At 60.3% G+C, this 21,498-nt stretch carries 21 protein-coding genes; 17 read left to right on the forward strand and 4 right to left on the reverse strand.

Annotated features, from left to right (window positions below; all coding sequences use genetic code 11):
- Positions 1-193 precede the first annotated feature (193 nt).
- Positions 194-1,084: a LysR family transcriptional regulator gene (locus tag JOE29_RS09365; RefSeq protein ID WP_044313419.1), complete on the reverse strand. Its 891-nt coding sequence runs from the start codon at positions 1,082-1,084 to the stop codon at positions 194-196.
- 104 nt (positions 1,085-1,188) lie between these two features.
- Between JOE29_RS09365 and JOE29_RS09370 the strand changes: the two genes are divergently transcribed.
- Positions 1,189-1,728, forward strand: coding sequence for a GNAT family N-acetyltransferase (locus JOE29_RS09370; protein WP_003343424.1), 540 nt, complete (start codon positions 1,189-1,191; stop codon positions 1,726-1,728).
- Between the two features lie 113 nt (positions 1,729-1,841).
- Positions 1,842-2,486 (forward strand): TetR/AcrR family transcriptional regulator, encoded by a 645-nt coding sequence (locus JOE29_RS09375; protein ID WP_003343422.1) that lies wholly within the window; start codon positions 1,842-1,844, stop codon positions 2,484-2,486.
- A gap of 38 nt (positions 2,487-2,524) precedes the next feature.
- Here JOE29_RS09375 and JOE29_RS09380 read toward each other — a convergent pair whose 3' ends face one another.
- The gene (locus tag JOE29_RS09380; RefSeq protein ID WP_210079419.1) at positions 2,525-5,266 is read right to left on the reverse strand and encodes a glycoside hydrolase family 3 C-terminal domain-containing protein; all 2,742 of its coding nucleotides are present in this window, start codon (positions 5,264-5,266) and stop codon (positions 2,525-2,527) included.
- 494 nt (positions 5,267-5,760) lie between these two features.
- Between JOE29_RS09380 and JOE29_RS09385 the strand changes: the two genes are divergently transcribed.
- The 13 genes from JOE29_RS09385 to JOE29_RS09445 all read left to right on the forward strand — a co-directional run bounded on the left by JOE29_RS09385 (position 5,761) and on the right by JOE29_RS09445 (position 16,953).
- Positions 5,761-5,988, forward strand: a complete 228-nt coding sequence (locus JOE29_RS09385; RefSeq protein ID WP_017278752.1) for a hypothetical protein — start codon at positions 5,761-5,763, stop codon at positions 5,986-5,988.
- A gap of 83 nt (positions 5,989-6,071) precedes the next feature.
- Complete coding sequence (gene gspE / locus JOE29_RS09390; RefSeq protein WP_046266438.1) at positions 6,072-7,796, forward strand: type II secretion system ATPase GspE; 1,725 nt, start codon at positions 6,072-6,074, stop codon at positions 7,794-7,796.
- Complete coding sequence (gene gspF / locus JOE29_RS09395) at positions 7,793-8,995, forward strand: type II secretion system inner membrane protein GspF (RefSeq protein ID WP_058445156.1); 1,203 nt, start codon at positions 7,793-7,795, stop codon at positions 8,993-8,995. Before gspE ends, gspF begins: the two co-directional genes overlap by 4 nt.
- A gap of 25 nt (positions 8,996-9,020) precedes the next feature.
- Positions 9,021-9,452, forward strand: a complete 432-nt coding sequence (gene gspG / locus JOE29_RS09400; protein WP_003317918.1) for a type II secretion system major pseudopilin GspG — start codon at positions 9,021-9,023, stop codon at positions 9,450-9,452.
- Between the two features lie 8 nt (positions 9,453-9,460).
- Positions 9,461-9,895 (forward strand): prepilin-type N-terminal cleavage/methylation domain-containing protein, encoded by a 435-nt coding sequence (locus JOE29_RS09405; RefSeq protein ID WP_003411575.1) that lies wholly within the window; start codon positions 9,461-9,463, stop codon positions 9,893-9,895.
- Positions 9,895-10,266, forward strand: coding sequence for a type II secretion system protein (locus JOE29_RS09410; protein WP_003343408.1), 372 nt, complete (start codon positions 9,895-9,897; stop codon positions 10,264-10,266). Before JOE29_RS09405 ends, JOE29_RS09410 begins: the two co-directional genes overlap by 1 nt.
- On the forward strand, positions 10,263-10,895 hold the full coding sequence (locus JOE29_RS09415; protein ID WP_003426183.1) for a prepilin-type N-terminal cleavage/methylation domain-containing protein: 633 nt from the start codon (positions 10,263-10,265) through the stop codon (positions 10,893-10,895). The genes JOE29_RS09410 and JOE29_RS09415 overlap by 4 nt, the downstream gene beginning before the upstream one ends.
- A complete protein-coding gene (locus JOE29_RS09420; RefSeq protein WP_198709496.1) occupies positions 10,892-11,626 on the forward strand; it encodes a type II secretion system protein GspK in 735 nt (244 codons plus the stop codon). Before JOE29_RS09415 ends, JOE29_RS09420 begins: the two co-directional genes overlap by 4 nt.
- Positions 11,623-12,717, forward strand: a complete 1,095-nt coding sequence (locus tag JOE29_RS09425; RefSeq protein WP_024961203.1) for a type II secretion system protein GspL — start codon at positions 11,623-11,625, stop codon at positions 12,715-12,717. The genes JOE29_RS09420 and JOE29_RS09425 overlap by 4 nt, the downstream gene beginning before the upstream one ends.
- Entirely contained in the window at positions 12,692-13,303 is a 612-nt protein-coding gene (gene gspM, locus JOE29_RS09430) for a type II secretion system protein GspM (protein ID WP_003343405.1), read from the forward strand. The genes JOE29_RS09425 and gspM overlap by 26 nt, the downstream gene beginning before the upstream one ends.
- On the forward strand, positions 13,300-13,830 hold the full coding sequence (locus JOE29_RS09435) for a general secretion pathway protein GspN (RefSeq protein ID WP_044313380.1): 531 nt from the start codon (positions 13,300-13,302) through the stop codon (positions 13,828-13,830). The genes gspM and JOE29_RS09435 overlap by 4 nt, the downstream gene beginning before the upstream one ends.
- Positions 13,830-16,157, forward strand: coding sequence for a type II secretion system secretin GspD (gene gspD, locus JOE29_RS09440; RefSeq protein WP_003426187.1), 2,328 nt, complete (start codon positions 13,830-13,832; stop codon positions 16,155-16,157). The genes JOE29_RS09435 and gspD overlap by 1 nt, the downstream gene beginning before the upstream one ends.
- Positions 16,158-16,230: 73 nt before the next feature.
- Entirely contained in the window at positions 16,231-16,953 is a 723-nt protein-coding gene (locus JOE29_RS09445; protein ID WP_024683618.1) for a dienelactone hydrolase family protein, read from the forward strand.
- 43 nt (positions 16,954-16,996) lie between these two features.
- On the opposite strand, the gene JOE29_RS09450 is transcribed toward JOE29_RS09445, so the two are convergent.
- Positions 16,997-17,743: a hypothetical protein gene (locus JOE29_RS09450; RefSeq protein ID WP_210079420.1), complete on the reverse strand. Its 747-nt coding sequence runs from the start codon at positions 17,741-17,743 to the stop codon at positions 16,997-16,999.
- A 227-nt stretch (positions 17,744-17,970) separates the two neighbouring features.
- Positions 17,971-19,167: an MFS transporter gene (locus tag JOE29_RS09455; RefSeq protein ID WP_004417315.1), complete on the reverse strand. Its 1,197-nt coding sequence runs from the start codon at positions 19,165-19,167 to the stop codon at positions 17,971-17,973.
- Between the two features lie 263 nt (positions 19,168-19,430).
- Between JOE29_RS09455 and JOE29_RS09460 the strand changes: the two genes are divergently transcribed.
- The gene (locus JOE29_RS09460; protein ID WP_210079421.1) at positions 19,431-20,162 is read left to right on the forward strand and encodes a GntR family transcriptional regulator; all 732 of its coding nucleotides are present in this window, start codon (positions 19,431-19,433) and stop codon (positions 20,160-20,162) included.
- A 49-nt stretch (positions 20,163-20,211) separates the two neighbouring features.
- Complete coding sequence (locus JOE29_RS09465; RefSeq protein WP_210079422.1) at positions 20,212-21,498, forward strand: MFS transporter; 1,287 nt, start codon at positions 20,212-20,214, stop codon at positions 21,496-21,498.

The following is a 21,498-nucleotide window of genomic DNA, read 5'->3' on the forward strand; positions in this document are numbered from 1 at the left end:
GCCGAGTTGCTTTACAGATTGTCAGTGATGGGGCGTCTAAAAGCAGGCCAGCCATCATTTTTTCAGTTACCAGTGGGCAGTCATCGTACAACCTGATTCGCCGCCTGTGCAACTGTCGACCTTATTTGCCAGGCCGAGTGCCTTTGCTCTTTATAGTGCAAGGGCGCAATCAAGCCTCTATCGTGGCGCGCCTTTATGACCTTTTGAGGTCTTGCAGCGCATCCAGCACCTGACGCAGGGCTTTGCTGACCGGTTTGTCCTGGCGTAAGGCAATTCCCAGTGTGCGAGTCAGCGCTGTTGCCAAGGGCAGCACTTGCAGGCCGCGGCGATGGTGCAGCGCAGCAACGGCCATCCGCGGCACGATGCTGTAGCCCAGGCCTGCAGCGACCATTTCCTTGATCGCTTCAATGCTGCCCAGTTCCATGACCGGTTTTACGCGGATGCCGGCATGCAGGAACCATTCATCGATCAACTTACGCGTGCTGCTGCCGGCTTCGAATACGACCAACGGCTGTGCGCTGAGGCGCTCCGGGGTCATGTGTGCCGGCATCGGTCGCTGGCTGCTGGCGAAAATCGCGACGAACTCATCTTCAAGCAGCGGCGTGATGTGCAGACTGCGACCAGAGGCGGGCAGGGTGACCAGCGCCAGATCCACGAGGTTTTCTTCGACCGCCTTGAGGATGCCTTCGGTGTTGCCGGTGCTGACGCGCACATCCAGTTCGGGGAAACGCCGACGCAGCGCCTGCAGCATGGGCGGCAGCAGATGAATACACGCTGTTGCGCCAGTGCCGATGGCGATTTTTCCGGCAATGCCGCTGGCATGGCTGGACAGCGCCTGCAGGGCGTCTTCGACCACCGCATCGATGCGCGCGATATGCTCCAGCAGTACATTGCCTGCGGAGGTAGGTTTGAGGCGTTTGCCGACCCGTTCGATCAGTTGCAGCTTCAGTTGATCTTCCAGCTGTCGCACCTGCAGGCTGACCGCGGGTTGGGTCAGGTGCAAACGCTCCGCCGCCGCAGAAAAACTGCCATGGGCAATGACCAGCGAAAATGTGTGCAGGTGATTGAGGTTCAGCCGACGCATGACAAAGTATTTCTTATGCTGTGGATGACAAATCATAGCTTTTTTAATGTTGTGGTGAGCGTCATCATTGCGGCCATTCACAGACATTCGTACAGAGCCTGGACATGACTTCAACCTTTGACCTGCGTGACGCCCGCGACGATGACATGCCTGCTGTACAGGCGATCTACGCTGACCACGTGCTGCACGGGATTTCCAGCTTCGAGCTGGAGCCGCCTGACCTGGCCGAATTGCTGCAGCGTCGTCGTATGGTCCTTGCGAAAGGCTTGCCGTATCTGGTAGCTGAGCGCGGCGGAGAAATTCTCGGCTATGGCTACGTTACGCCGTATCGGCCACGTCCAGGCTACCGCTTTACCGTCGAGGATTCTGTGTACGTGCGCGATGGACTCGGCGGTCAGGGGATCGGCCAGGCGCTGTTGAGTGCCCTGGTGCAGCACTGTGAAGCGGGCGGCTGGCGGCAGATGATTGCGGTTATCGGCAACAGCCAGAATATCGCGTCGTTGCGCCTGCATGAGCGTCTTGGCTTTCGTCGGGTCGGGGTGTTCGAATCGGTCGGTTTCAAGCATGGCCGTTGGGTAGACACGGTGCTGATGCAGCGCATGCTGGGCGAAGGTTGGGGCAGTGTTCCGGTGGAGCGCACCTGACCCTGCCATGGTTCTGCTGTACAAGATGAAATTGTCGAACAATCCGGCTCAATAGCGTTGCCAGCGCTTGCCTGAATCGTTAGGGTACGCGGCTGTTCAAGAAGGAGCCTGATATGACTCGGCATGACCCCACGGAAACGGGCACGGCAGTCACCCGACAGCGACGCGCGCCAAAGGGCGAAAAGCGCCGCGAAGAACTGCTCGATGCGGCACTGCAAGTGTTTTCCCTTGAAGGCTATACCGGCGCTTCAGTGGCCAAGGTAGCAGCCATCGTCGGTATTTCCGTTGCCGGATTGCTGCACCATTTTCCGAGCAAGATCTCGCTGCTGATGGGCGTGCTGGAGCGACGCGACGAGGTCAACGGCCGAATTGCTGCCGAAGTCCGCACCGATAACACCTTGACCGGTCTGCTCGGCGGCTTGCGCGCGATCAACCGCTCCAACGCCACGGCACCCGGCGTGGTACGAGCGTTTTCGATCCTCAATGCGGAAAGTCTGCTGGAAAACCAGCCTGCCTATGAATGGTTCCAGACGCGCTACGAGCGTATTCACGCGCATTTGCTGGGACAGTTTTCGGCCTTGGTGGAGCGCGGGGAGGTACGTGCGGATGTGGATCTGGACAAGATTATCCGGCAGCTTCTGGCGATGATGGATGGCTTGCAGATTCAGTGGTTACGCTTTCCCGATCAGGTGGATCTGGTCGAGTGTTTCGATACCTACATTGCGCAGGTCGATGCAGCGGTAAGGGCTCGTCCCTGAGCCTTTATTTGTCCGTTTACCCTTCAGTCAGCTAATGCTTACTCAACGGTCTGCTTGAATACACCGCCGGTCTTGACCGGTGGTTTCTCGACCAGAACCGAGTTCAGAGCGGAGCGTGGCAGCGGGTTGCTGGTGGTGGTCGACAGTTCCTGACGGAACGAGTTGACCAGCTTGGCGTTCAGGCGGATGTCCTGCGACGACGAACCGAGCGAGATGTTGAAGGTGTCGGCATCGACCACCCACTGCTTGCTCTTCTCATCGAAGTAGGCCAGCGAGCGATCATTCAGCTCGATGGTCACACGCTTGCTTTCACCCGGCTTGAGGAACACCTTCTTGTAGCCTTTGAGTTCCTTGATCGGACGCTCGACTTTCGGGTTCTGCTGGCCCACGTACAGCTGGGCGACTTCCGAACCACCGACCTTGCCGGTGTTGCTCAGGTCGAAGGACACCTTGATCGGCGTGTTGCCGACCGCGACGCCTGGCGTCACCTTGATGTTGCTGTAGCCGAACGTGGTGTACGACATACCGTAACCGAACGGGTAGAGCGGCTTGATGCCTTTCTTCTCGTATCCGCGATAACCCAGCAGCAGGTCATCCTTGTAATCCATGTCGGTCAGAGTGTTCTGATTGTCGAATTTCGGGAAGGAAGCGTAAGCCGGGTTGTCTTCGATGTTGCGTTCGATACTGATCGGCAGTTTGCCCGACGGGTTGACCTTGCCGAACAGGATCTCGGCCAGGGCCTGACCACCGTTCTGACCTGGGTAGAAGGCGTGCAGCGCTGCTGGAACCTGTTCGATCCAGTCGCTCATCTTCAGACCCGTACCGCCATACATGGTCACCACGGTATTGGGGTTGACCTTGGCGATGTTCTGGATCAGCTCGTTCTGGAACTCAGGCAGATCGAAGCTGTGGTCGAAACCTTCACCTTCGTATTCGTTGCTGTTACCTACGGCAACCACGACGGCGTCATAGCCGGACAGGTCCTGAGGAGCGTTCAGCGAGGCGGAGCTCAACTGCACACCTACCAGGCCGCCCATGGTCGACAGGTAGCCGGCACGACGCGAGTACTCGAGCTTCACGTCGTAAGACTGGCCCGCTTCCAGGTTGATCTTGGCGAACTCTGGAATGGTAGGCGGAATGCTGTTGCCCGGAAGCGGCTTGCCGTCACCGTTGTCGATGATTTTCTTGCCGTTGACCCACAGACGCACGGCGCCGTCGGCACGCACCTTGAACACTTGCTCGCCGCTCTGGGTCGGGGTGACCTTGCCGGTGTAGCGAATCGAAGTGGACGATGTATCGCCATTCAACTGGCCAGCGGTCGAGCCTTTGGTGGTGTACGGATCGGACGTCGACGTGTTGCTTTCGAACGGCAGGTTCTTGTCGTTGGCCCAGTCCAGGTCAACGTGCTTCTCGGTGCGGGTGACAGCGGCATCGCCAGACCAGTTGGTGTTGCTGAAGTACTCGGCCTTCATGCCCTGGACTTCATTACCAGTTGCGTCGGTGGTGGTCCAGGCACTGGTGCTTGGGTCCAGCGACAGGCCTTCGATGAAGTCGACCTTGGCGTTAGGCGCGATTTGTTGCAGGCCGCTCAATTCGCTGACGTAATGGCTGGCCATGACGTTGGCGCTGCCGAAACCGGTCGGTGGCGAGTACTTGGCCAGGGTGCCGACAACGGCGATTTTCTTGACTTTCTGCTTGTCCAGCGGCAGCAGGTTGTCCTGGTTTTTCAGCAGTACGATACCTTCACGCGCAGCGTTCAGAGCAACCTTGTTGCTGGTCGAGCTGTTCATGTTGTGCGTGGTCAGCGGCGTCTTGCTGTCGAACTTGTACAGGTAGATCTGCTTGAGAATACGACGGACCTTGTCGTCGATGGTCGCAGCGCTCAGGTCGCCGGCGTCCAGATGCGGCTTCAGCACGGAGCTGTTCATCTGGTAGCCCATCATGTCCAGATCGGTACCGGCGCGGGCAGCGTTGAAACCGTGAACGACAGCGTTGTAGTCGCTCTGTACGAAGCCTTTGAAGCCCCATTCCTTCTTCAGGATCTGGGCGATCAGGTGCTCGCTTTCGCAGGCGAACTCACCGTTCACTTTCTGGAAAGCGCACATCATCATCGCCACGTTGCCGTTTTTCGACGACGATTCGAACGCAGGCAGCGACATTTCGCGCAGCACGCGCTCTGGCATTGTCTGGTTCAGATTGAAGCGGTTGCTTTCCTGATCGTTAGCCGCGTAGTGCTTGGCGTTGGCCCATACACCACGAGACTGGATACCGTTGATGACACCTGGTGCCAGGCTGGCGCCGAGGAACGGGTCTTCACCGGAGAGGTATTCGAACGCACGGCCGCCGTACGGCATGCGGTACAGGTTGACGCCGGGGCCAGTGATGAACTGGTAGCCGCCGACGGCAGTGTCATAACCCAGCGCGCGGCCGAGGTCGATGGCACGACGCGGGTTGAAGGTGGCGGCCAGGTTAGGGCCGGACGGGTAGACAACACCCTGATCGTTGCCTTCGCTGGTGTAGCGCACGCCCACACCGCCGTCAGCGCCGTGGATCTGCGGGACGCCGTAGTTGGTCAGCGGCTTGACGTCCCAGCCGCCGGTGCCGCCAATGTAGGCCAGTTTTTCTTCCATGGTCATCTTGGCCAGGGTTTTCTGTGCGGCTTTTTCGGCGCGATCTTCACGCCCTTGTTGCACGGTAGGGTCAGCGGCGTGCACCTGGGATACTGCCAATGCCAGCAAGGCCAGCGCCGAGTGCGCGCCTATCATCTTTCGCTTGTTCATATTGCTCTCCAACTGCGTTTCAAATAACTGTCTGCCTGCGCACGTGCGCAGGATAAATGCGTTCTTATTTACTGCTTTCGGCCAACTTTTCTGTGGGCAACAGTTTCTCGTCGTCGCGTTTATTCCCTGTTTAAAGGGCGCGAGGTAGGACTCCTTAGTTGCCATATTAGTTTTGTTTGGCGTTTCTTTTTTTACTTGTCTAGAGCCATCACCTTGGCATCATGTGATGGCGTTTTGAATCTACAAAACGATACAATTAAGTATAAAACAAGGCATAAATGTCAAATAAAAGCGTATTTTTCTTTGATTTGGTAATTTTTCTTTACATCTGAGGAACTCTTGTTAAACCTACTGGTCGATGGGTTTAAGATTTTTCAGGATGAAGAAAGACGGCTCGCAAGTTGCGACATATGCGGTGCGCTAGTGCTTGACCGGTTTCTACAACTGCCCCGCTTTTTTGCGGGGCTCTTTTTGTTTTTTGAGGAGTTACTACGATGAAATTTTCCATGATGAGTGCCGGTGTGGTGTTAGGTCTTGCCCTGAGTGGTGCAGCCTTTGCCGACGACGCGACGGATGCAGATGCAACTTCCGGCGCCAGCGACGAGACCGTGATGACCCAGACTCAGGACGCCAAGGCGGCTCAGAAAGCGCAAAACCAGAAGACCGAAACGACAAAAGGCGGTCGCCCGCAGAACGCAACCCCTCAAAAGCAGTCAAACTGATCGTTTGAAGCCTTTGAGCGCAGCACTCTCCGGTCGGAGAGTGCTGTAATATGTCCCTCCGAAGTAGCAAAATGCCCTCATTCATGCCGTCAGCTCCCGTCGAAGTTTCCCGTCTGCTCATTCCGGATGCCCAGCAGGTTTGCGCCTGGCTGATCGAAAATGCCGGTCTGAAAACGGCCGATCTGGAGCGCGCGCAGCGCTTGCAGCAGGAGTCGGAAGGCACTGAGTTGCTCGGGCTGCTGACGCGTCTGGGACTGGTTTCCGAATTCGAACTGGCCCGCGCATGGGCGGCCTTGCTGCAGGCACCTTTGTTGCTCGCCGACGCTGTGCCACCGCTGCTGGATCCTTTGCCGCCACTGACCGAACGCTTCATGCGTCACTATCAAGTCGTGCCGGTAGGCTGGAGCGATCAAGGCCTGCAGGTGCTCAGCGCCAACCCCGCCACGGCGTATCCGTTTCAGGCCATCGCCTATGCCTGCGCGGTACCGGTGCGACTGTCCATCGGCCCACGCAACGAGGTTGAGACCCTTATCGAGCGTTATTATGGTCAGGGCCGCTCTGCAATGGGCACCCTGATCGAGAACCTGGATGAGGAGGGCGGCTCGCTGGAAGACATCGAGCATCTTAAGGACCTGGCCTCCGAAGCGCCGGTCATTCGTCTGGTCAACCTGATCCTGCAGCGCGCGGTCGAACAGCGTGCGTCAGACATTCATATCGAGCCCTTCGAGAGCCAGTTGAAGGTGCGCTATCGCATCGACGGTGTCTTGCACGAAGCCGAAGCACCGCCGTCCAGCTCTTCGGCGGCGGTGATTTCCAGGGTGAAGATCATGGCGCGGCTGGACATCGCCGAGCGTCGTCTGCCGCAGGATGGCCGGATCATGCTGCGCATCCAGGGCAAGGAGCTGGACCTGCGGGTATCGACAGTGCCCACCAGCTTTGGCGAATCGGTGGTCATGCGTCTGCTGGACCGACAGACCATCAACTTCGATTTCCCGAGCCTGGGTTTCGATGGCGAACGGCTGGACGAATTTCTCGACGTGCTGGAGCGTCCGCACGGCATTCTGCTGGTCACCGGGCCGACCGGTTCCGGCAAGACCACCACGCTGTATACCGCGCTGTCACGGCTCAATACGGCCGAGCGCAAGATCATCACCGTTGAAGACCCGGTCGAGTATCAGCTCGAAGGCATCAACCAGATTCAGGTCAAGCCATCCATCGGCCTGGATTTCGCCGGAGCGCTGCGCTCCATCGTGCGTCAGGACCCGGATGTCATCATGATCGGTGAGATGCGAGACCTGGAAACCTGCCGTATTGCCATCCAGTCCTCGTTGACCGGTCACCTGGTGCTCTCGACCCTGCACACCAACAGCGCGGCGGCGAGTATTACCCGCTTGCTGGACATGGGCGTCGAAAGCTATCTGATCGCGTCGACGGTCAACGGAATTCTGGCTCAGCGTCTGGTGCGCCGTCTCGATCCGGCAACCCGTGAAGCCTTCGATGCGCCACCGGAGCTGATCGCCGAACACGGGCTGGAGCGTTTCACTGACGAGCGGCCCATCCGTCTGTATCGTCCGCGTGCCGATGCGCCCGGCGGCGGCTATCGCGGGCGCAGTGCAATCACCGAACTGCTGGTGATGAACGAAGAGCTGCGCAGTCTTTTGATGCGTCACGCCGACGCCTCGACGCTGGAAGAGGCTGCCCGACGTGGCGGCTTGCGCACACTGCATGAAGAAGGCCTGCGTCAGGCTGTGGCCGGGGTGACTTCGCTGGAAGAAGTGCTGCGCGTCACCCGTGGTGAAGGCACATGAGTCTGTTCAAGTACCGCGCGCTGGATGCTCAGGGTGCGCCGCAGAATGGCACGCTGGAGGCCCGCGATCAGGACGCCGCCATTGCCGCGTTGCAGAAGCGTGGCCTAATGGTTTTGCAGGTCGATGCTGCCGGTCTGGGCGGTTTGCGTCGTGCGCTGGGCAGCGGTTTGCTCAATGGCGCGGCGCTGGTCAGCTTCACCCAGCAGCTCGCAACGTTGCTCGGCGCAGGCCAACCGTTGGAACGATCGCTTGGAATTCTGCTCAAACAGCCTGGACAACCGCAGACCAAAGCGTTGATCGAGCGTATCCGCGAACAGGTCAAGGCTGGCAAGCCGTTGTCCGTGGCACTTGAAGAAGAGGGCAGCCAGTTTTCGCCCCTCTATATAAGCATGGTCCGCGCCGGTGAAGCCGGTGGCGCACTGGAAAGTACGCTGCGCCAGCTGAGCGATTACCTGGAGCGCAGCCAGTTGCTGCGTGGCGAGGTGATCAACGCGCTGATCTATCCGGCCTTCCTGGTGGTGGGCGTGTTGGGTTCCCTGGCGCTGTTGCTGGCCTACGTCGTGCCGCAATTCGTACCGATCTTCAAGGATCTCGGCGTGCCGATTCCGTTGATCACCGAGGTTATTCTCAACCTCGGAGAGTTTTTGAGCGACTACGGGCTGGCGGTGCTGGCGGGCCTGATCGCGTTGATCTGGGGCATGTCCATTCGCATGCGCGACCCGCAGCGTCGCGAGCGCCGCGATCGCCGTTTGCTGGGCATCCGGGTGATCGGTCCTTTATTGCAGCGCATTGAGGCAGCACGTCTGACTCGAACCCTCGGGACGCTTTTGACCAATGGAGTGGCGTTGTTGCAGGCGCTGGTGATCGCTCGCCAGGTCTGTACCAATCGTGCCCTGCAGGCGCAGGTCGAGCAGGCGGCCGAGTCGGTCAAGGGTGGCGGTACGCTGGCCAGCGCGTTCGGCGCGCAGCCGTTGTTGCCGGATCTGGCGCTGCAAATGATCGAGGTCGGCGAACAGGCTGGCGAACTGGACACCATGCTGATGAAGGTCGCCGATGTGTTCGACGTCGAGGCCAAGCGCGGTATCGACCGCATGCTGGCCGCACTCGTACCGGCGCTGACGGTGGTGATGGCGGGCATGGTCGCGGTGATCATGCTGGCCATCATGCTGCCGCTGATGAGCCTGACCAGCAATATCTGAATTCATGAAACAGGAAACCATTCCGATGACTTTTAGCCGTACACGTTTCAAACCCGCACGTCGACAGGGCGGCTTCACATTGCTGGAAATGCTCGCCGTTATCGTATTGCTGGGCATCGTTGCGACCATCGTCGTGCGTCAGGTGGGCGGCAACGTCGACAAGGGCAAGTACGGGGCAGGCAAGGCTCAACTGGCCAGCCTGGGCATGAAGATTGAAAGCTACGCGCTGGACGTCGGTTCGCCACCCAAGACCTTGCAGCAATTGACCGAGAAGCCGGGTAATGCATCGAACTGGAACGGCCCTTACGCCAAGCCTTCGGACCTCAAGGATCCGTTCGGCCATGCATTCGGCTACCGCTTCCCTGGTCAGCACGGCAGCTTCGACCTGATCTTCTACGGCCAGGACGGTCAGCCGGGCGGCGAAGGGTACAGCGCCGACCTGGGCAACTGGGAGTAACGTTCGGCATGAGAACGCCTGTCGCAAGCCGGGGTTTTACCCTCATGGAAATGCTGGTGGTGCTGGTGTTGATGAGCATCGCCGTCGGTCTGGTGGGTTTCGGTCTGCAACAGGGTTTGAGCACCGCCAGTGAACGGCGCGCGGTCGGCGACATGGTCGAAGCGTTGCGGGCCACCAGAGTGCGCGCGATTGTCACCGGTCAGCCGGCGCGCACCGAATTCAATCTGCGCAAGGCGACCTTCAAGGCGCCCGGCAAGCGCGAGATGCACTGGCCGGAAAGTCTGCGCGTGACCATGCAGACCGCGTCCGATCTTGGTTCCGCTGTGGAGTTCTACCCGGACGGCGGCTCCAGTGGTGGCAACGTGGTGGTCGCTGACGGCGACCGGCGCTGGCGTATTGATATTGGCTGGCTGACCGGCAGCGTCCAGGTCCGGACGCTTTAATGAAAACATCGCAGTCGGGGTTCACCCTGCTGGAAATGCTTGCTGCATTGACCGTCATGGCGGTGTGCAGCGGTGTTCTGCTGGTGGCGTTCGGGCAAAGTGCGCGCTCCTTGCAGCAGGTGTCGCGCAGTGACCGGCTGAGCCATGCGGCACGCACGATAATGGATCAGGAAAGCGCCGGTCCGCTGGAAAACGGTACGCGAAAGGGCGAACTCGCAGGCATCGACTGGACACTGGATATCCGTCAGCTGCCGGGTGCCAATGGTCAGGCGAGGATGTTCCGTCTCGACCTGATGCTCAGTGAGCATCAGCGCAAGGCCCAGTTCAGTACGTTTAAATTGCGTGGCGCTGTCAGCGGGGCGGGGTCATGAGGGGCACTCAGCGTGGCTTCACGCTGCTGGAAGTGTTGCTGGTGATCAGCCTGCTCGGCGTGCTGCTGGTGCTGGTTGCCGGGGCGTTACTGGGTGCCAATCGTGCGGTGCTCAAGGCTGAGCGCTACACCGTTAACCTGGACGAGATCCGCGCCGCGCAAGCGTTTCTGCGCAGCTCGATCGCTCAGGCGCTGCCGCTGGACACGTCTGGTGAGGATGACGTCAACAGCGGTTTTTTTGAAGGCTCGGCGCAGCAGTTGCGGTTTGTCGCAACGCTGCCGGGCGAGCTAGGCGGCGGTATCCAGGTTCACAGCCTGGAGCTCAAGGGGCCGCAAGAGCATCGGTCTTTGCAGGTGTCGTTCGCTCAGGTTCTGTCCAGTGCGGATGGCATCGCTCTCAAGCCCTGGGGTGAGCCTCAGGTATTGCTGCAAAACGTCGAGTCGTTGACGTTCAGTTATCGCGGGCTGACGCCCAAGGGCAAGCCGACCGGCTGGATGGCCGAATGGCCCTGGCCGAATCGCTTGCCGGGTGCAGTGCGCATCGATATGCAGACCCATGGCGCGGTGAAATGGGTCTCGGAAGTGGTGGCCTTGCGTCTGGACCTGTCCGGCGGGGCGGGCGGCGAATGAACGTGACTAGCCAATCGCAGCGCGGTGTTGCGCTGCTGGTGGTGCTCTGGGTGCTGGCACTGCTGAGCCTGTTGCTCGGCGGGCTGGCCGGGTGGGTGCAACTGGAGAGTCGGCAGTCGCTCTGGTTACGGCAAAACACCCAGGCGCTGATGGCCGCCGAAGCTGGCATGAATATGGCTGTACAGGGCTTGCTCGATCCTGAACAGCGCAAACGCTGGATTGCTGACGGGCGTGTGGTCTCGTTACGGATGGATGACACGCAACTGTTGGTGAGCATCAGAAGCGAGCGCGGCAAGCTGGACCTCAACAGCGCACCGGTTGCTGATATATCGCGTCTGCTGCAGGCCTGCGGCGCGGCTAAAAATCAGGCCAGCGGTATCGCCCAGGTATTGGAGTCGCAGCGCAATGGCGGTCAGTCACCGCTGCGGGTGGTAGAGGAAGTTCGCCAGCTGCCGGGCATGAACCAGGCGCTGTATACCCGGCTGTTGCCGGAAATAACATTATGGAGCGGTCTGGATCGGCCCGACCCGGCGTTCGCTTCGGCGTTGCTGCGTCGGGCCTTGAACCTGCCGAACCAGAGCGCGGTCGGGGCCGACGCCGGTGAGGTACTGGCCATCGACACGCGCGCAGAACGACCGGGCGGTGTGACCGCCCTGTTACAGACCACTGTTTTATTGAGCCCATCGGAGGGAGGCGCACAGCCCTACAGGGTGTTGCGTTGGCAAGAATGAATTCATCAGTTTCTGCACGTCTGGCGCCTGTTTACGCGTTACGCGAACAGGTCGCCCGGCAGTGGCGTGGCAGTCCGGCGCAACACGCCTGGCAATGGTGGGTAGCGGAGCTTCGCGCCTGCCTTCCTCCGCGTGTGCGTCGATGGCTGGGCCGCGAGACCGTGGAGCAGGCGCTTGTCTGGCCATTGGTCGAGCCGCTGCCCGATGCATCGCCTCAGGTACGGCGGGTCCTGCTGCTGCCGCCCTCGGCTGTGCTGTTGCAGACCTTGCAGCTTCCTGCGGCTGCGGCACGCAATCTGTCGACCGTGGTCGGCTACGAGCTGGATCGTTTCACGCCATTTGACGCGGGCCAGTTGTACTTCGTGGCCCGTCAGGACAGCCGCAGCGCCAGCTTTGTGCAGGTCACGCTGGTGGCAATCCTGCGCGAGCGGCTGGACGCGATACTCCGTGAGTGCGCCGAGCGTGGCTTGCGTCCCGATGCTGTCGATGTGGGCACGGACGTGGGCGCTGACAACCTGACTACAGGGCAGCGCATGGGTGTCGATCTGCTGCCGATGCCGTTGCGCCCGCAACAGTCGCGCTCCGGCCATCGCTTGCAGCGCGGGCTGATCTGGCTGTGTGCCGGCCTGCTGCTGAGCGCCATGTTGCTGTGGCTGAACGACCGCCAGAGCCTGCTCGATGACATGCAGGCCAGCGTCAAGGCGCAGAAGGCTCAGGTTGGCGAGGTCCAACAACTGCGCCAGCAATTGACTAACACTCTGGGCGCTGCCAACTACCTGTTGCGCCGCAAGGCTGCGCAGCCGCCGCTCTCGGCGCTGCTCAGTGAGCTGACCGCCTGCCTGCCTTCGGACACCTGGATCGAGCATATGGAAATCAGCGACAGTGCCGAGGTGGCCTTTTCCGGGCAGAGCGCCAAGGCCAGTGCGCTGATCGGCCGCGTCAAGGACTGCCGAAGTCTGGATAATGCGCAGTTTCAGGGGGTGATCCAGCCCGACACCAAAACCGGCAAGGATCAATATTCCCTGCGCGCGCATTTGCACCAGAACCAGCAGCAGGAGAACGCCGATGCGCCGTCCACTGACAAGCCGTGAGCGGCGGGGCGCTGCCCTGATGATTCTGGCCCTGGTGTTGTGCCTGGCTTACTGGTTGTTGATCGACAGCTGGTTCGCCGGACCCTTGCGCGACATCAATGAACAGACCGACCAGTTGCGCGAACAGCAGCAGCGCTACGCGGGCCTTCTGCAGCAGGGTGATTCGTTGCGCGAGCAACTGGAGCAGGCCCGCCGTGATCCGGCCAGCAGCACCAGCTTGCTGCCGGGCGAAGATCCCAGTGCCGTGGCCGCTGATCTGATGCAGCGCATTGCCGACCTGATCAGCAGCCAGGCCAGCACTGGCGGCGGCTGCGAGTTGACTCAGCGCATGCCGATCACCCCTGAGCAGGACAGTGCCGAGCCGTATCGGCAGGTCAAGGTCAGCCTGACCCTGAACTGCGCCATCGAACCACTGACCGCCATCCTGCATGCGCTGGAGTATCAGCGCCCGTTTTTGTTTATTGATGAGATGAGTATGCGTCGCGACGCCAACGCTCCGGCCAGCGGTGCTGCCGGCAAACTGGTGGTGCACCTGCTGGTGCGCGGCTACCTGCAACCGGCCAGTGCCGGGGAGGGCGAGCAATGATCGGTTCACTGCGTCCGCTGGAGTGGGCACTGCTGGCTTTCGCCGCAGTGTTGGTAGCTTTGATCGCACTGGTCTTCAGCGGCGCTGCGCACTCACCGGACTGGCTGCCCGAGCAGGCGCCGCGCAACCCGGTCGATCAGAGGGCGCAGGTCCACAGTGCGCCGTCGGCGACCCTCGACAGCCTCGCCAATACCTGGAAAACCCCGCTGTTCAGTCCTGATCGCAGCCCTGACGTGGCCGTTCGCAAAGCCGATGCGCAAGCCACCAATCTGGCTGGCCTGACCCTGACCGGGGTGATCATGGACGGCTCGCTGCGTGTGGCATTGCTCAAGCAGGCCAGCGGCCCGGCATTGAAAGTCCGTCAGGGCGATCGCTTGCCCAACGGCTGGACGCTGGACCGTCTGGAGCCCACCCAGGCCACGTTCAAACTCGATGACCGCACGCAAGTCCTGCGCCTGCCCGCGCTGCGTCTGCCGCCGCCGTCGAATACACCGCCGATTACCTTAACCAACGATTCCACCCTGTGATGGGTACCTTTTCTGGAGTTCCTGCCATCGCTACCTTGCGCACACCCTTGCTTTGCCTGGCCACCGCCGTCGCCCTTGGCGGCTGCGCGTCACAGTCAGACACACTCGATCCCGACAATGGCATGCTGCAGGAAGCGCTCCAGGGAACCGGTTCACAACGCCCGCCGGTAGACCCGCGCAGCGAAAGACCGCCCGTCGAGCCACCTTCCCAGCAGACGACCAGCTCGCCGCAGCGGCAGATCATCAAAGGCAACCAGCGTTTCATCCGTCAGCCTGCCGCCGCTCCCGCAGCGCGTCAGGCCGAGACGGGTGACATCGTCTTCAACTTCACCAATCAGCCGATTCAGGCGGTGATCAACAGCATCATGGGCGATCTGCTGCACGAGAATTACAGCATTGCCCAGGGTGTGAAGGGCGATGTGAGCTTCTCGACGTCCAAGCCGGTCAACAAGCAGCAGGCGCTATCGATTCTCGAGACGCTGCTGTCCTGGACCGACAACGCCATGATCAAACAGGGCAACCGCTACGTGATCCTGCCATCGAACCAGGCGGTGGCGGGCAAGCTGGTCCCCGAAATGCGCGTGGCGCAACCTTCGGCCGGCATGTCGGCGCGGCTGTTTCCGCTGCGCTACATCTCGGCGACCGAGATGCAGAAGCTGCTCAAGCCGTTCGCTCGCGAAAACGCTTTCCTGCTGGTAGACCCGGCGCGCAATGTGCTCAGCCTGGCGGGTACGCCCGAAGAGCTGGCCAACTATCAGGACACCATCGACACCTTCGATGTGGACTGGCTCAAAGGCATGTCTGTCGGCGTCTTCGGCCTGCAACGCGCCTCGGTTGGCGAACTGATGCCAGAACTGCAGAAAATGTTCGGCCCGGAAAGCGGCATGCCGCTGGCGGGCATGGTGCGTTTCCTGCCAATCGAACGGACCAATTCGGTGGTGGCGATTTCCTCGCAGCCCGAGTACCTGCACGAAGTCGGCGAATGGATTCACACCATCGACGAAGGCGGTGGCAACGAACCGCAGATGTACGTGTATGACGTGCGCAACATGAAGGCCACCGATCTGGCCAAATACCTGCGGCAGATTTACGGCACCGGCGCCATCAAGGAAGACGCTGCGGCCAAAGTTGCACCAGGCTTGCGCACCACCACCTTGTCGTCGCTCAACTCCAGTGGCGGCAACGGTGTCGGCGGCATGAGCAGCTCCAACGGGCTGGGCGGTACCGGCAGCGGCCTGAGCAATGGCGGGGGGTTTGGCAACAGTCAGGGCATGAACAACAGCCAGAACAATGGCGACAGCGAATCCGAAGGCGACGATCAGAGTGGCGGTGATTCGGATTCGGCCAGCCAGGAAGGCAGCGAGTCTGGCGGCAATAACAAGTCTCTGGACGCCAGCACACGCATCACGGCGCAGAAGAGCAGCAACCAGTTGCTGGTTCGCACCCGTCCGGCGCAGTGGAAGGAGATCGAGTCGGCCATCAAGCGCCTCGATAATCCGCCGCTGCAAGTGCAGATCGAGACGCGCATTCTGGAAGTCCAGCTCACCGGCGAGCTGGACATGGGCGTGCAGTGGTACCTCGGGCGTCTGGCGGGCAACTCGGGTACCACCGGCAACGTGACCAATACTGCGGGCAGCCAGGGTGCGATTGGTACTGGCGGTGCTGCGCTGGCCTCTACTGACGCGTTCTTCTACTCCTTTGTCAGCAACAACCTGCAAGTCGCCTTGCGGGCGCTGGAAACCAATGGCCGCACGCAGGTCCTGTCGGCGCCTTCGCTGGTGGTCATGAACAACCAGCAGGCGCAGATTCAGGTCGGCGACAACATCCCGATCAGCCAGACCTCGATCAACACCAACACCAATGCCGGCACCACATTGAGCAGCGTCGAATATGTGCAGACCGGTGTGATTCTCGATGTCGTGCCACGCATCAATCCGGGCGGCCTGGTGTACATGGACATTCAGCAGCAGGTCAGCAGTGCCGACACCAATGCCAACAACAGCGATGCCAACGGCAATCCGCGTATTTCCACCCGTTCGGTGGCCACGCAAGTGGCCGCACAGAGCGGTCAGACCGTGCTGCTGGGCGGTTTGATCAAGCAGGACAATGCCGAGACGGTCAGCGCCGTACCTTACCTGGGACGCATTCCGGGCTTGAGATGGCTGTTCGGCAATACCAGCAAATCCAAGGGCCGTACCGAGTTGATCGTGCTTATTACACCGCGGGTGATCACCAGCAGCAGCCAGGCGCGTCAGGTAACGGATGATTACCGTCAGCAGATGCAGTTGATCAAGCCGGAAGTTTCGCGGACCAGCATGCAGAACTGAGGCTGTGTTAGTTTCTGCCACCACGCCCACTCACGACGCTGCCCGCTGGCAGCGTCAAACAGAGGTCATGAACATGCTGAAATTCTTCGCTGCCTTGCTGTTTGCTTTTGTCGGAATGGCACAGGCGCAGGACACCTTGCATACGGACCTGCCACTCGATTACCTGGCGCAGACCAATGTCGACAAGCCTGACCAGCCACTGGTGATTTTCATCCACGGCTACGGCAGCAATGCCGCCGACCTGTTCGGGCTCAAGGAAGAGCTTCCGGCCGACTACAACTACGTGTCGGTACAGGCGCCGATGGAGTTGCGCGCCGACAGCTACAAGTGGTTCACCCAGAAGCCCGGCGTCGCGGATTACGATGGTGTGACTGAAGACCTGAAAAGCAGCGGTACCCGGTTGGCTGCGTTCATCGGCAAAGCCACCGAGAAGTTTCATACTCAGCCAGGCAAAGTCTTCCTGATCGGTTTCAGCCAGGGCGCCATGATGAGTTACGAAGTCGCGCTGCGACAGCCAAAGCTGGTCGGCGGCTTCGCGGCGTTGAGCGGACGGCTGTTGCCGGTTGTGAAGTCCGAGGTCAAGGCCTCCGACGATCTCAAGGCACTGAGCGTATTCATCGGTCACGGCACGCAGGATCGCCAGGTGGCCTATGCCAGCGCCCCGCAAGCCGAAGCGACGTTGAAATCGCTCGGCCTGACGCCGCAGTTGCATGCCTATGAAGGCATGGGGCACAGCATCAACGAGGCTGAAGTGATGGATCTGGCGGCTTGGTTGAAGCAGTCAAACCGCCAGTGAATACGTGCGTCGTCCGAGGGGGCGACGCTCATTCTTCGTTCAACTAGTTGACCTTGACCTCGTTGAACTTGAGCACGTTGTCCTTGTTCTCGCGATCGCGGAAGGTCAGCTTCAAGGCAGGTGACTGCTTCACACGGCCCTTGGTCGCTTCAAAGATCAGTGTCACGCGGGTAGGCACGTTGCGGATCAACTGGAAGCTGTCCCAGCGATCGAACTTTGCATCGCCGACACGCAGTTGCGAAAGCCCCAGCGCGCCGCCGGTTTCTTCGAACAGGCTGATCGGGTTGAGAAACCTGAAGTCGCGATCGGCGCTTTTATTGATCAGCTCAAGCGTGCAGGTAGGCGACTGGCCGTTCTGGTCACAACCCAGCAACTCCATACTTACGTTGTCGACGGTCTCGGAGCGCTTGCCGAACAGGTTGGCGCTTTCGTTCTCGGTGAACAGTGTCTGAGCGCGGGCGAAATCGACCGAAGGTTTAGCGTATTCGCCGCCCAGTTTGAAGAACACCGCGCAGAGAAATAGTGACAGTGCCAGCCAGACGCCGAGCTTGAGCGGCGATGGAAGCTTTCTGGCCATGATTGCGATGTACAGCCCGCTTATCACCATGCCGGTGCCGACGATAATGACCAGTGTCTTCCAGTTTATGAAGTCAATACTGAGGCCAAGAACGGCCGGGTCCGGGAAAAGGTAGGTGAAGATGCTCCAGATAGCCCCGATCATACCGCTGATGCCGAGCGATATCTTGGCGAAAATCGCGGAAATCTTGCTTGTTCGTGGTGCTGCGTCCATTGCTGTTATGCCTTGTTCGGGTTGCGCAAGTGCGTGCCGATGCGCTTGAAAAGCAGTATCGACGGATTCGGGGCCTTGGGATGAGGCGTCTGTACAATCCGTGTTCAATCGCGCAGATCCAGAGGTGCCGGATACGCGAGCCTTTAGGTGCGAGAGAGAGCCAGAAGGGCGATGGGCTATGCCATCGCCGCGGCATTATCCTGCAATTCAGTTACAAAGTGCAGGGTTTACGCATTCTGCCTGGATCGGTCCCTGAGCAGCGCGAGCAATGCAATCAGTGGCAGTGCCGTGCCAGCGATCAGCACCCAGGTCCAGCCACCGTGATCAAACAGCGGGCTGGCGACTGCCGAGCCAATGGCGCCACCGATAAAAATACTGGTCATGTACAGCGCGTTGAGCCGGCTGCGGCTGGCGGCATCCAGCGCGTAGACCGTGCGCTGGCCCAGGACCATGCTGGTCTGCACACAGAAATCCAGCACTACGCCGGTTATGGCCAGGCCTATCACGCTGTAGGCTGGATGAACCAGGCCTGGAAGAAAGCTGAGTGCGCCGAACAGCAGTGCGCCCAGTGAGGCGATGCGGGTGTAGCCGGCGTCTGCCAGGCGGCCGCTGATGGGCGCCGCAATGGCACCGATCGCGCCGATCAGGGCAAAGAGCGCGATCTGGGTTTGCGACAGCCCGTGATTGCGCGACAGCTCCAGCGGGACGGCGGTCCAGAACAGGCTGAAGGTCGCAAACATGCAAGCCTGATAAAAGGCACGCTGGCGCAGCACCGGCTGGGTACGCAAGAGCGTCCAGAGCGAGAACAGCAACTGGCCGTAGGACGCACGATGATCCGGGAGGCGTTTTGGCATGGTGGTCGCCAGTACCACGCTGATGCCGATCATCACCACGGCCGCCGAGCCGAACACCGCCCGCCAGCCGAAATGGTCGGCCACCAGACTGGCAATCGGCCGCGCCAGCAGAATCCCCAGCAGCAGTCCGCCCATGATCCCGCCAACGACCCGACCACGCGACTCCTCCGGAGCCAGATGCGCCGCCAACGGAATGAGCATCTGCACCGATACTGAACTGAAGCCCACCAGCAGCGAGACCAGCAAAAACACATTCGGCTGCTCGGCGAAGGCGGCACCCAGCAGGCTGAGAATCGCGACGACAGTCGTCACCAGCATCAGCCTGCGGTTCTCCAGCAAATCGCCCAGCGGCACCAGAAAAAACAGCCCCAGCGCATAACCGATCTGCGTCAATGAAACGATCAGACTGGCCGCCGTGCTCGACAGCCCGATGTCCGGCGCAATCAGCTCGATGATCGGCTGGGCGTAGTAGATGTTGGCGACGATCGCGCCACAGCAGAAGGCAAACAGCATGACCATGGCCGGGGTCATGGTCACAGCGTTATGCGCGGATTGGGACGAGTGGGGCATGAAAGTCTCGCTTGAGCATGGACTGTCAGACGCTGGAAGCGTGTCTGTCAGACGGTTTTTGATCGATGCAGCGCAGGCTAACGGTTTTATCGGCCATTAAGTAGGTGCGGCGAGTTGATACAGGATATTTCCGGGAATGATGATCAGCGAAGCGCAGCGATGTGTCGGTATAGTCACGCACGCTCGCGAACTATTGACCTTCGCTTGCCACGGATGAATACTCTTTTCAGAAAATTCATATAGATGACTGGATGAATAAAACAATGAACAAGCTTTCCAGCGACGAACGCCTACCGCTTTATCAACGCCTGCGCGACAGCCTGGCGGAGCAGATTGCCAATAATCGCTGGCGTCCGGGTGAGGCGATTCCTACCGAAGCGGCGTTGTCTGCAGAGTATGGCCTGTCCACAGGTACGGTGCGCAAGGCCATTGATCTGCTGGTCAGCGACAACATTCTGGAGCGCCAGCAGGGGCGTGGCACGTTCATTCGTCGTGCGCAGTTTCAGTCCTCGCTGTTTCGTTTTTTCCGTTTTCAAACCGAAGCGGGTGAACGCCGGGTGCCGGAAAGCCGGATCTTGTCCGTCGAGCCTGTGGATGCGCCTTCGTCGGTCGCTCAGGCGCTGGGGATGGGCGCAGGTGCGCCGGTGATTCGTATGGTCCGCTTGCGGTTGCTGGATGGCCAGCCGGTGCTGGCCGAAGAAATCTGGCTGCCACGTGCGCGGTTTCAGGCATTGCTGGAGCTTGACCTCGATACGCAGGGGCCATTGCTTTATCCGATCTACGAAGATGTCTGCGGTCAGGTGGTCGCCTGTGCGCAAGAAAGCCTGACGGCCGAGACGGTTAACGACGTATATGGCCGGTTGCTGCAGATTCCGGTCGGCAGTTCGGTGGTGGTCATCGAACGCCTGGCGCGCAACTACGCCGGTGAGCCTCTGGAGTGGCGCCGCTCGCGAGGGCACGCCAGCCATTTCCGCTACAGCGTGGACATTCGCTGACAGCGCTGCAGTCTGCCCGAACCGTGCAACGCCCATAAGGATAAGCGCCATGTTCAATTGGTATCGCGACGTCACTCCCAAAGAACGCAAGACCTTCTGGGCCTGTTTTGGCGGCTGGTCGCTGGACGCTCTGGAAGTGCAGATGTTCGGTCTGGCCATTCCGGCCCTGATTGCTGCGTTTGCCCTGACCAAGGGCGATGCCGGGCTGATCAGCGCGGTGACGCTGGTAACATCCGCGTTGGGTGGCTGGGTGGGCGGGACGCTGTCCGACCGCTATGGCCGGGTGCGCACGCTGCAGTGGATGATTCTGTGGTTTTCCTTCTTTACCTTTTTGTCTGCGTTCGTGACCGGTTTCAACCAGTTGCTGATCGTCAAGGCGCTGCAGGGCTTTGGCATCGGTGGTGAGTGGGCAGCAGGCGCGGTGCTGATGGCCGAGACGATTCAGTCCCGCTACCGCGGCAAGGTCATGGCCACCGTGCAAGGTGCGTGGGCCGTCGGCTGGGGCCTGGCAGTGGTGCTGTTTACTCTGATTTATTCGTTTGTACCGGAGGATATTGCCTGGCGGGTCATGTTCTTTGTCGGCCTGCTGCCCGCCCTGATGATCATCTGGGTGCGACGCAATGTCGAAGAACCGGAGAGCTTCCTGCGCATGCAGAAAAGCGCCGCGCCGAAGGTCAACTTCTTCAAGTCGATGGCCGGGATTTTTCGCCCCGAACTGCTGCGCGTTACCTTGCTCGGTGGCTTGCTGGGGCTCGGTGCGCACGGCGGTTATCACGCGGTCATGACCTGGTTGCCGACCTTTCTCAAAACCGAGCGCAACCTGTCCGTGCTCAGTTCAGGCGGCTATCTGGCGGTCATTATCGTTGCGTTCTGGTGCGGTTGTGTGTGCAGCGGTCTGTTGATCGACCGCATAGGTCGACGCAAGAACATTATGCTGTTCGCCTTGTGCTGCGTGGTCACCGTTCAGTGTTACCTGATGCTGCCGTTGAGCAACACACAGATGCTGTTTCTCGGCTTTCCGCTGGGCTTCTTCGCCGCAGGCATTCCGGCCAGCCTCGGCTCGTTTTTCAACGAGCTGTACCCGGCAGAGGTGCGGGGTGCCGGGGTGGGCTTCTGCTACAACTTCGGGCGCGTGCTGTCGGCGGTGTTTCCGTTTCTGGTGGGGCATATGAGCCAGTCAATGTCGCTCGGCAGCGCCATCGGAATCGACGCCGGCATTGCCTACGGCGTGGCAATGATTGCCGCTTTCTGCCTGCCGGAAACCCGTGGACGCAACCTCGAGGCTACGCTGCCCGTTGCCGAACCACTGGACAAGGGCGCCGCGCAGCGGGCTTGA

The sequence above is a fragment of the Pseudomonas sp. PvP009 genome (assembly GCF_017832995.1).
GTDB lineage: Bacteria > Pseudomonadota > Gammaproteobacteria > Pseudomonadales > Pseudomonadaceae > Aquipseudomonas > Aquipseudomonas syringae.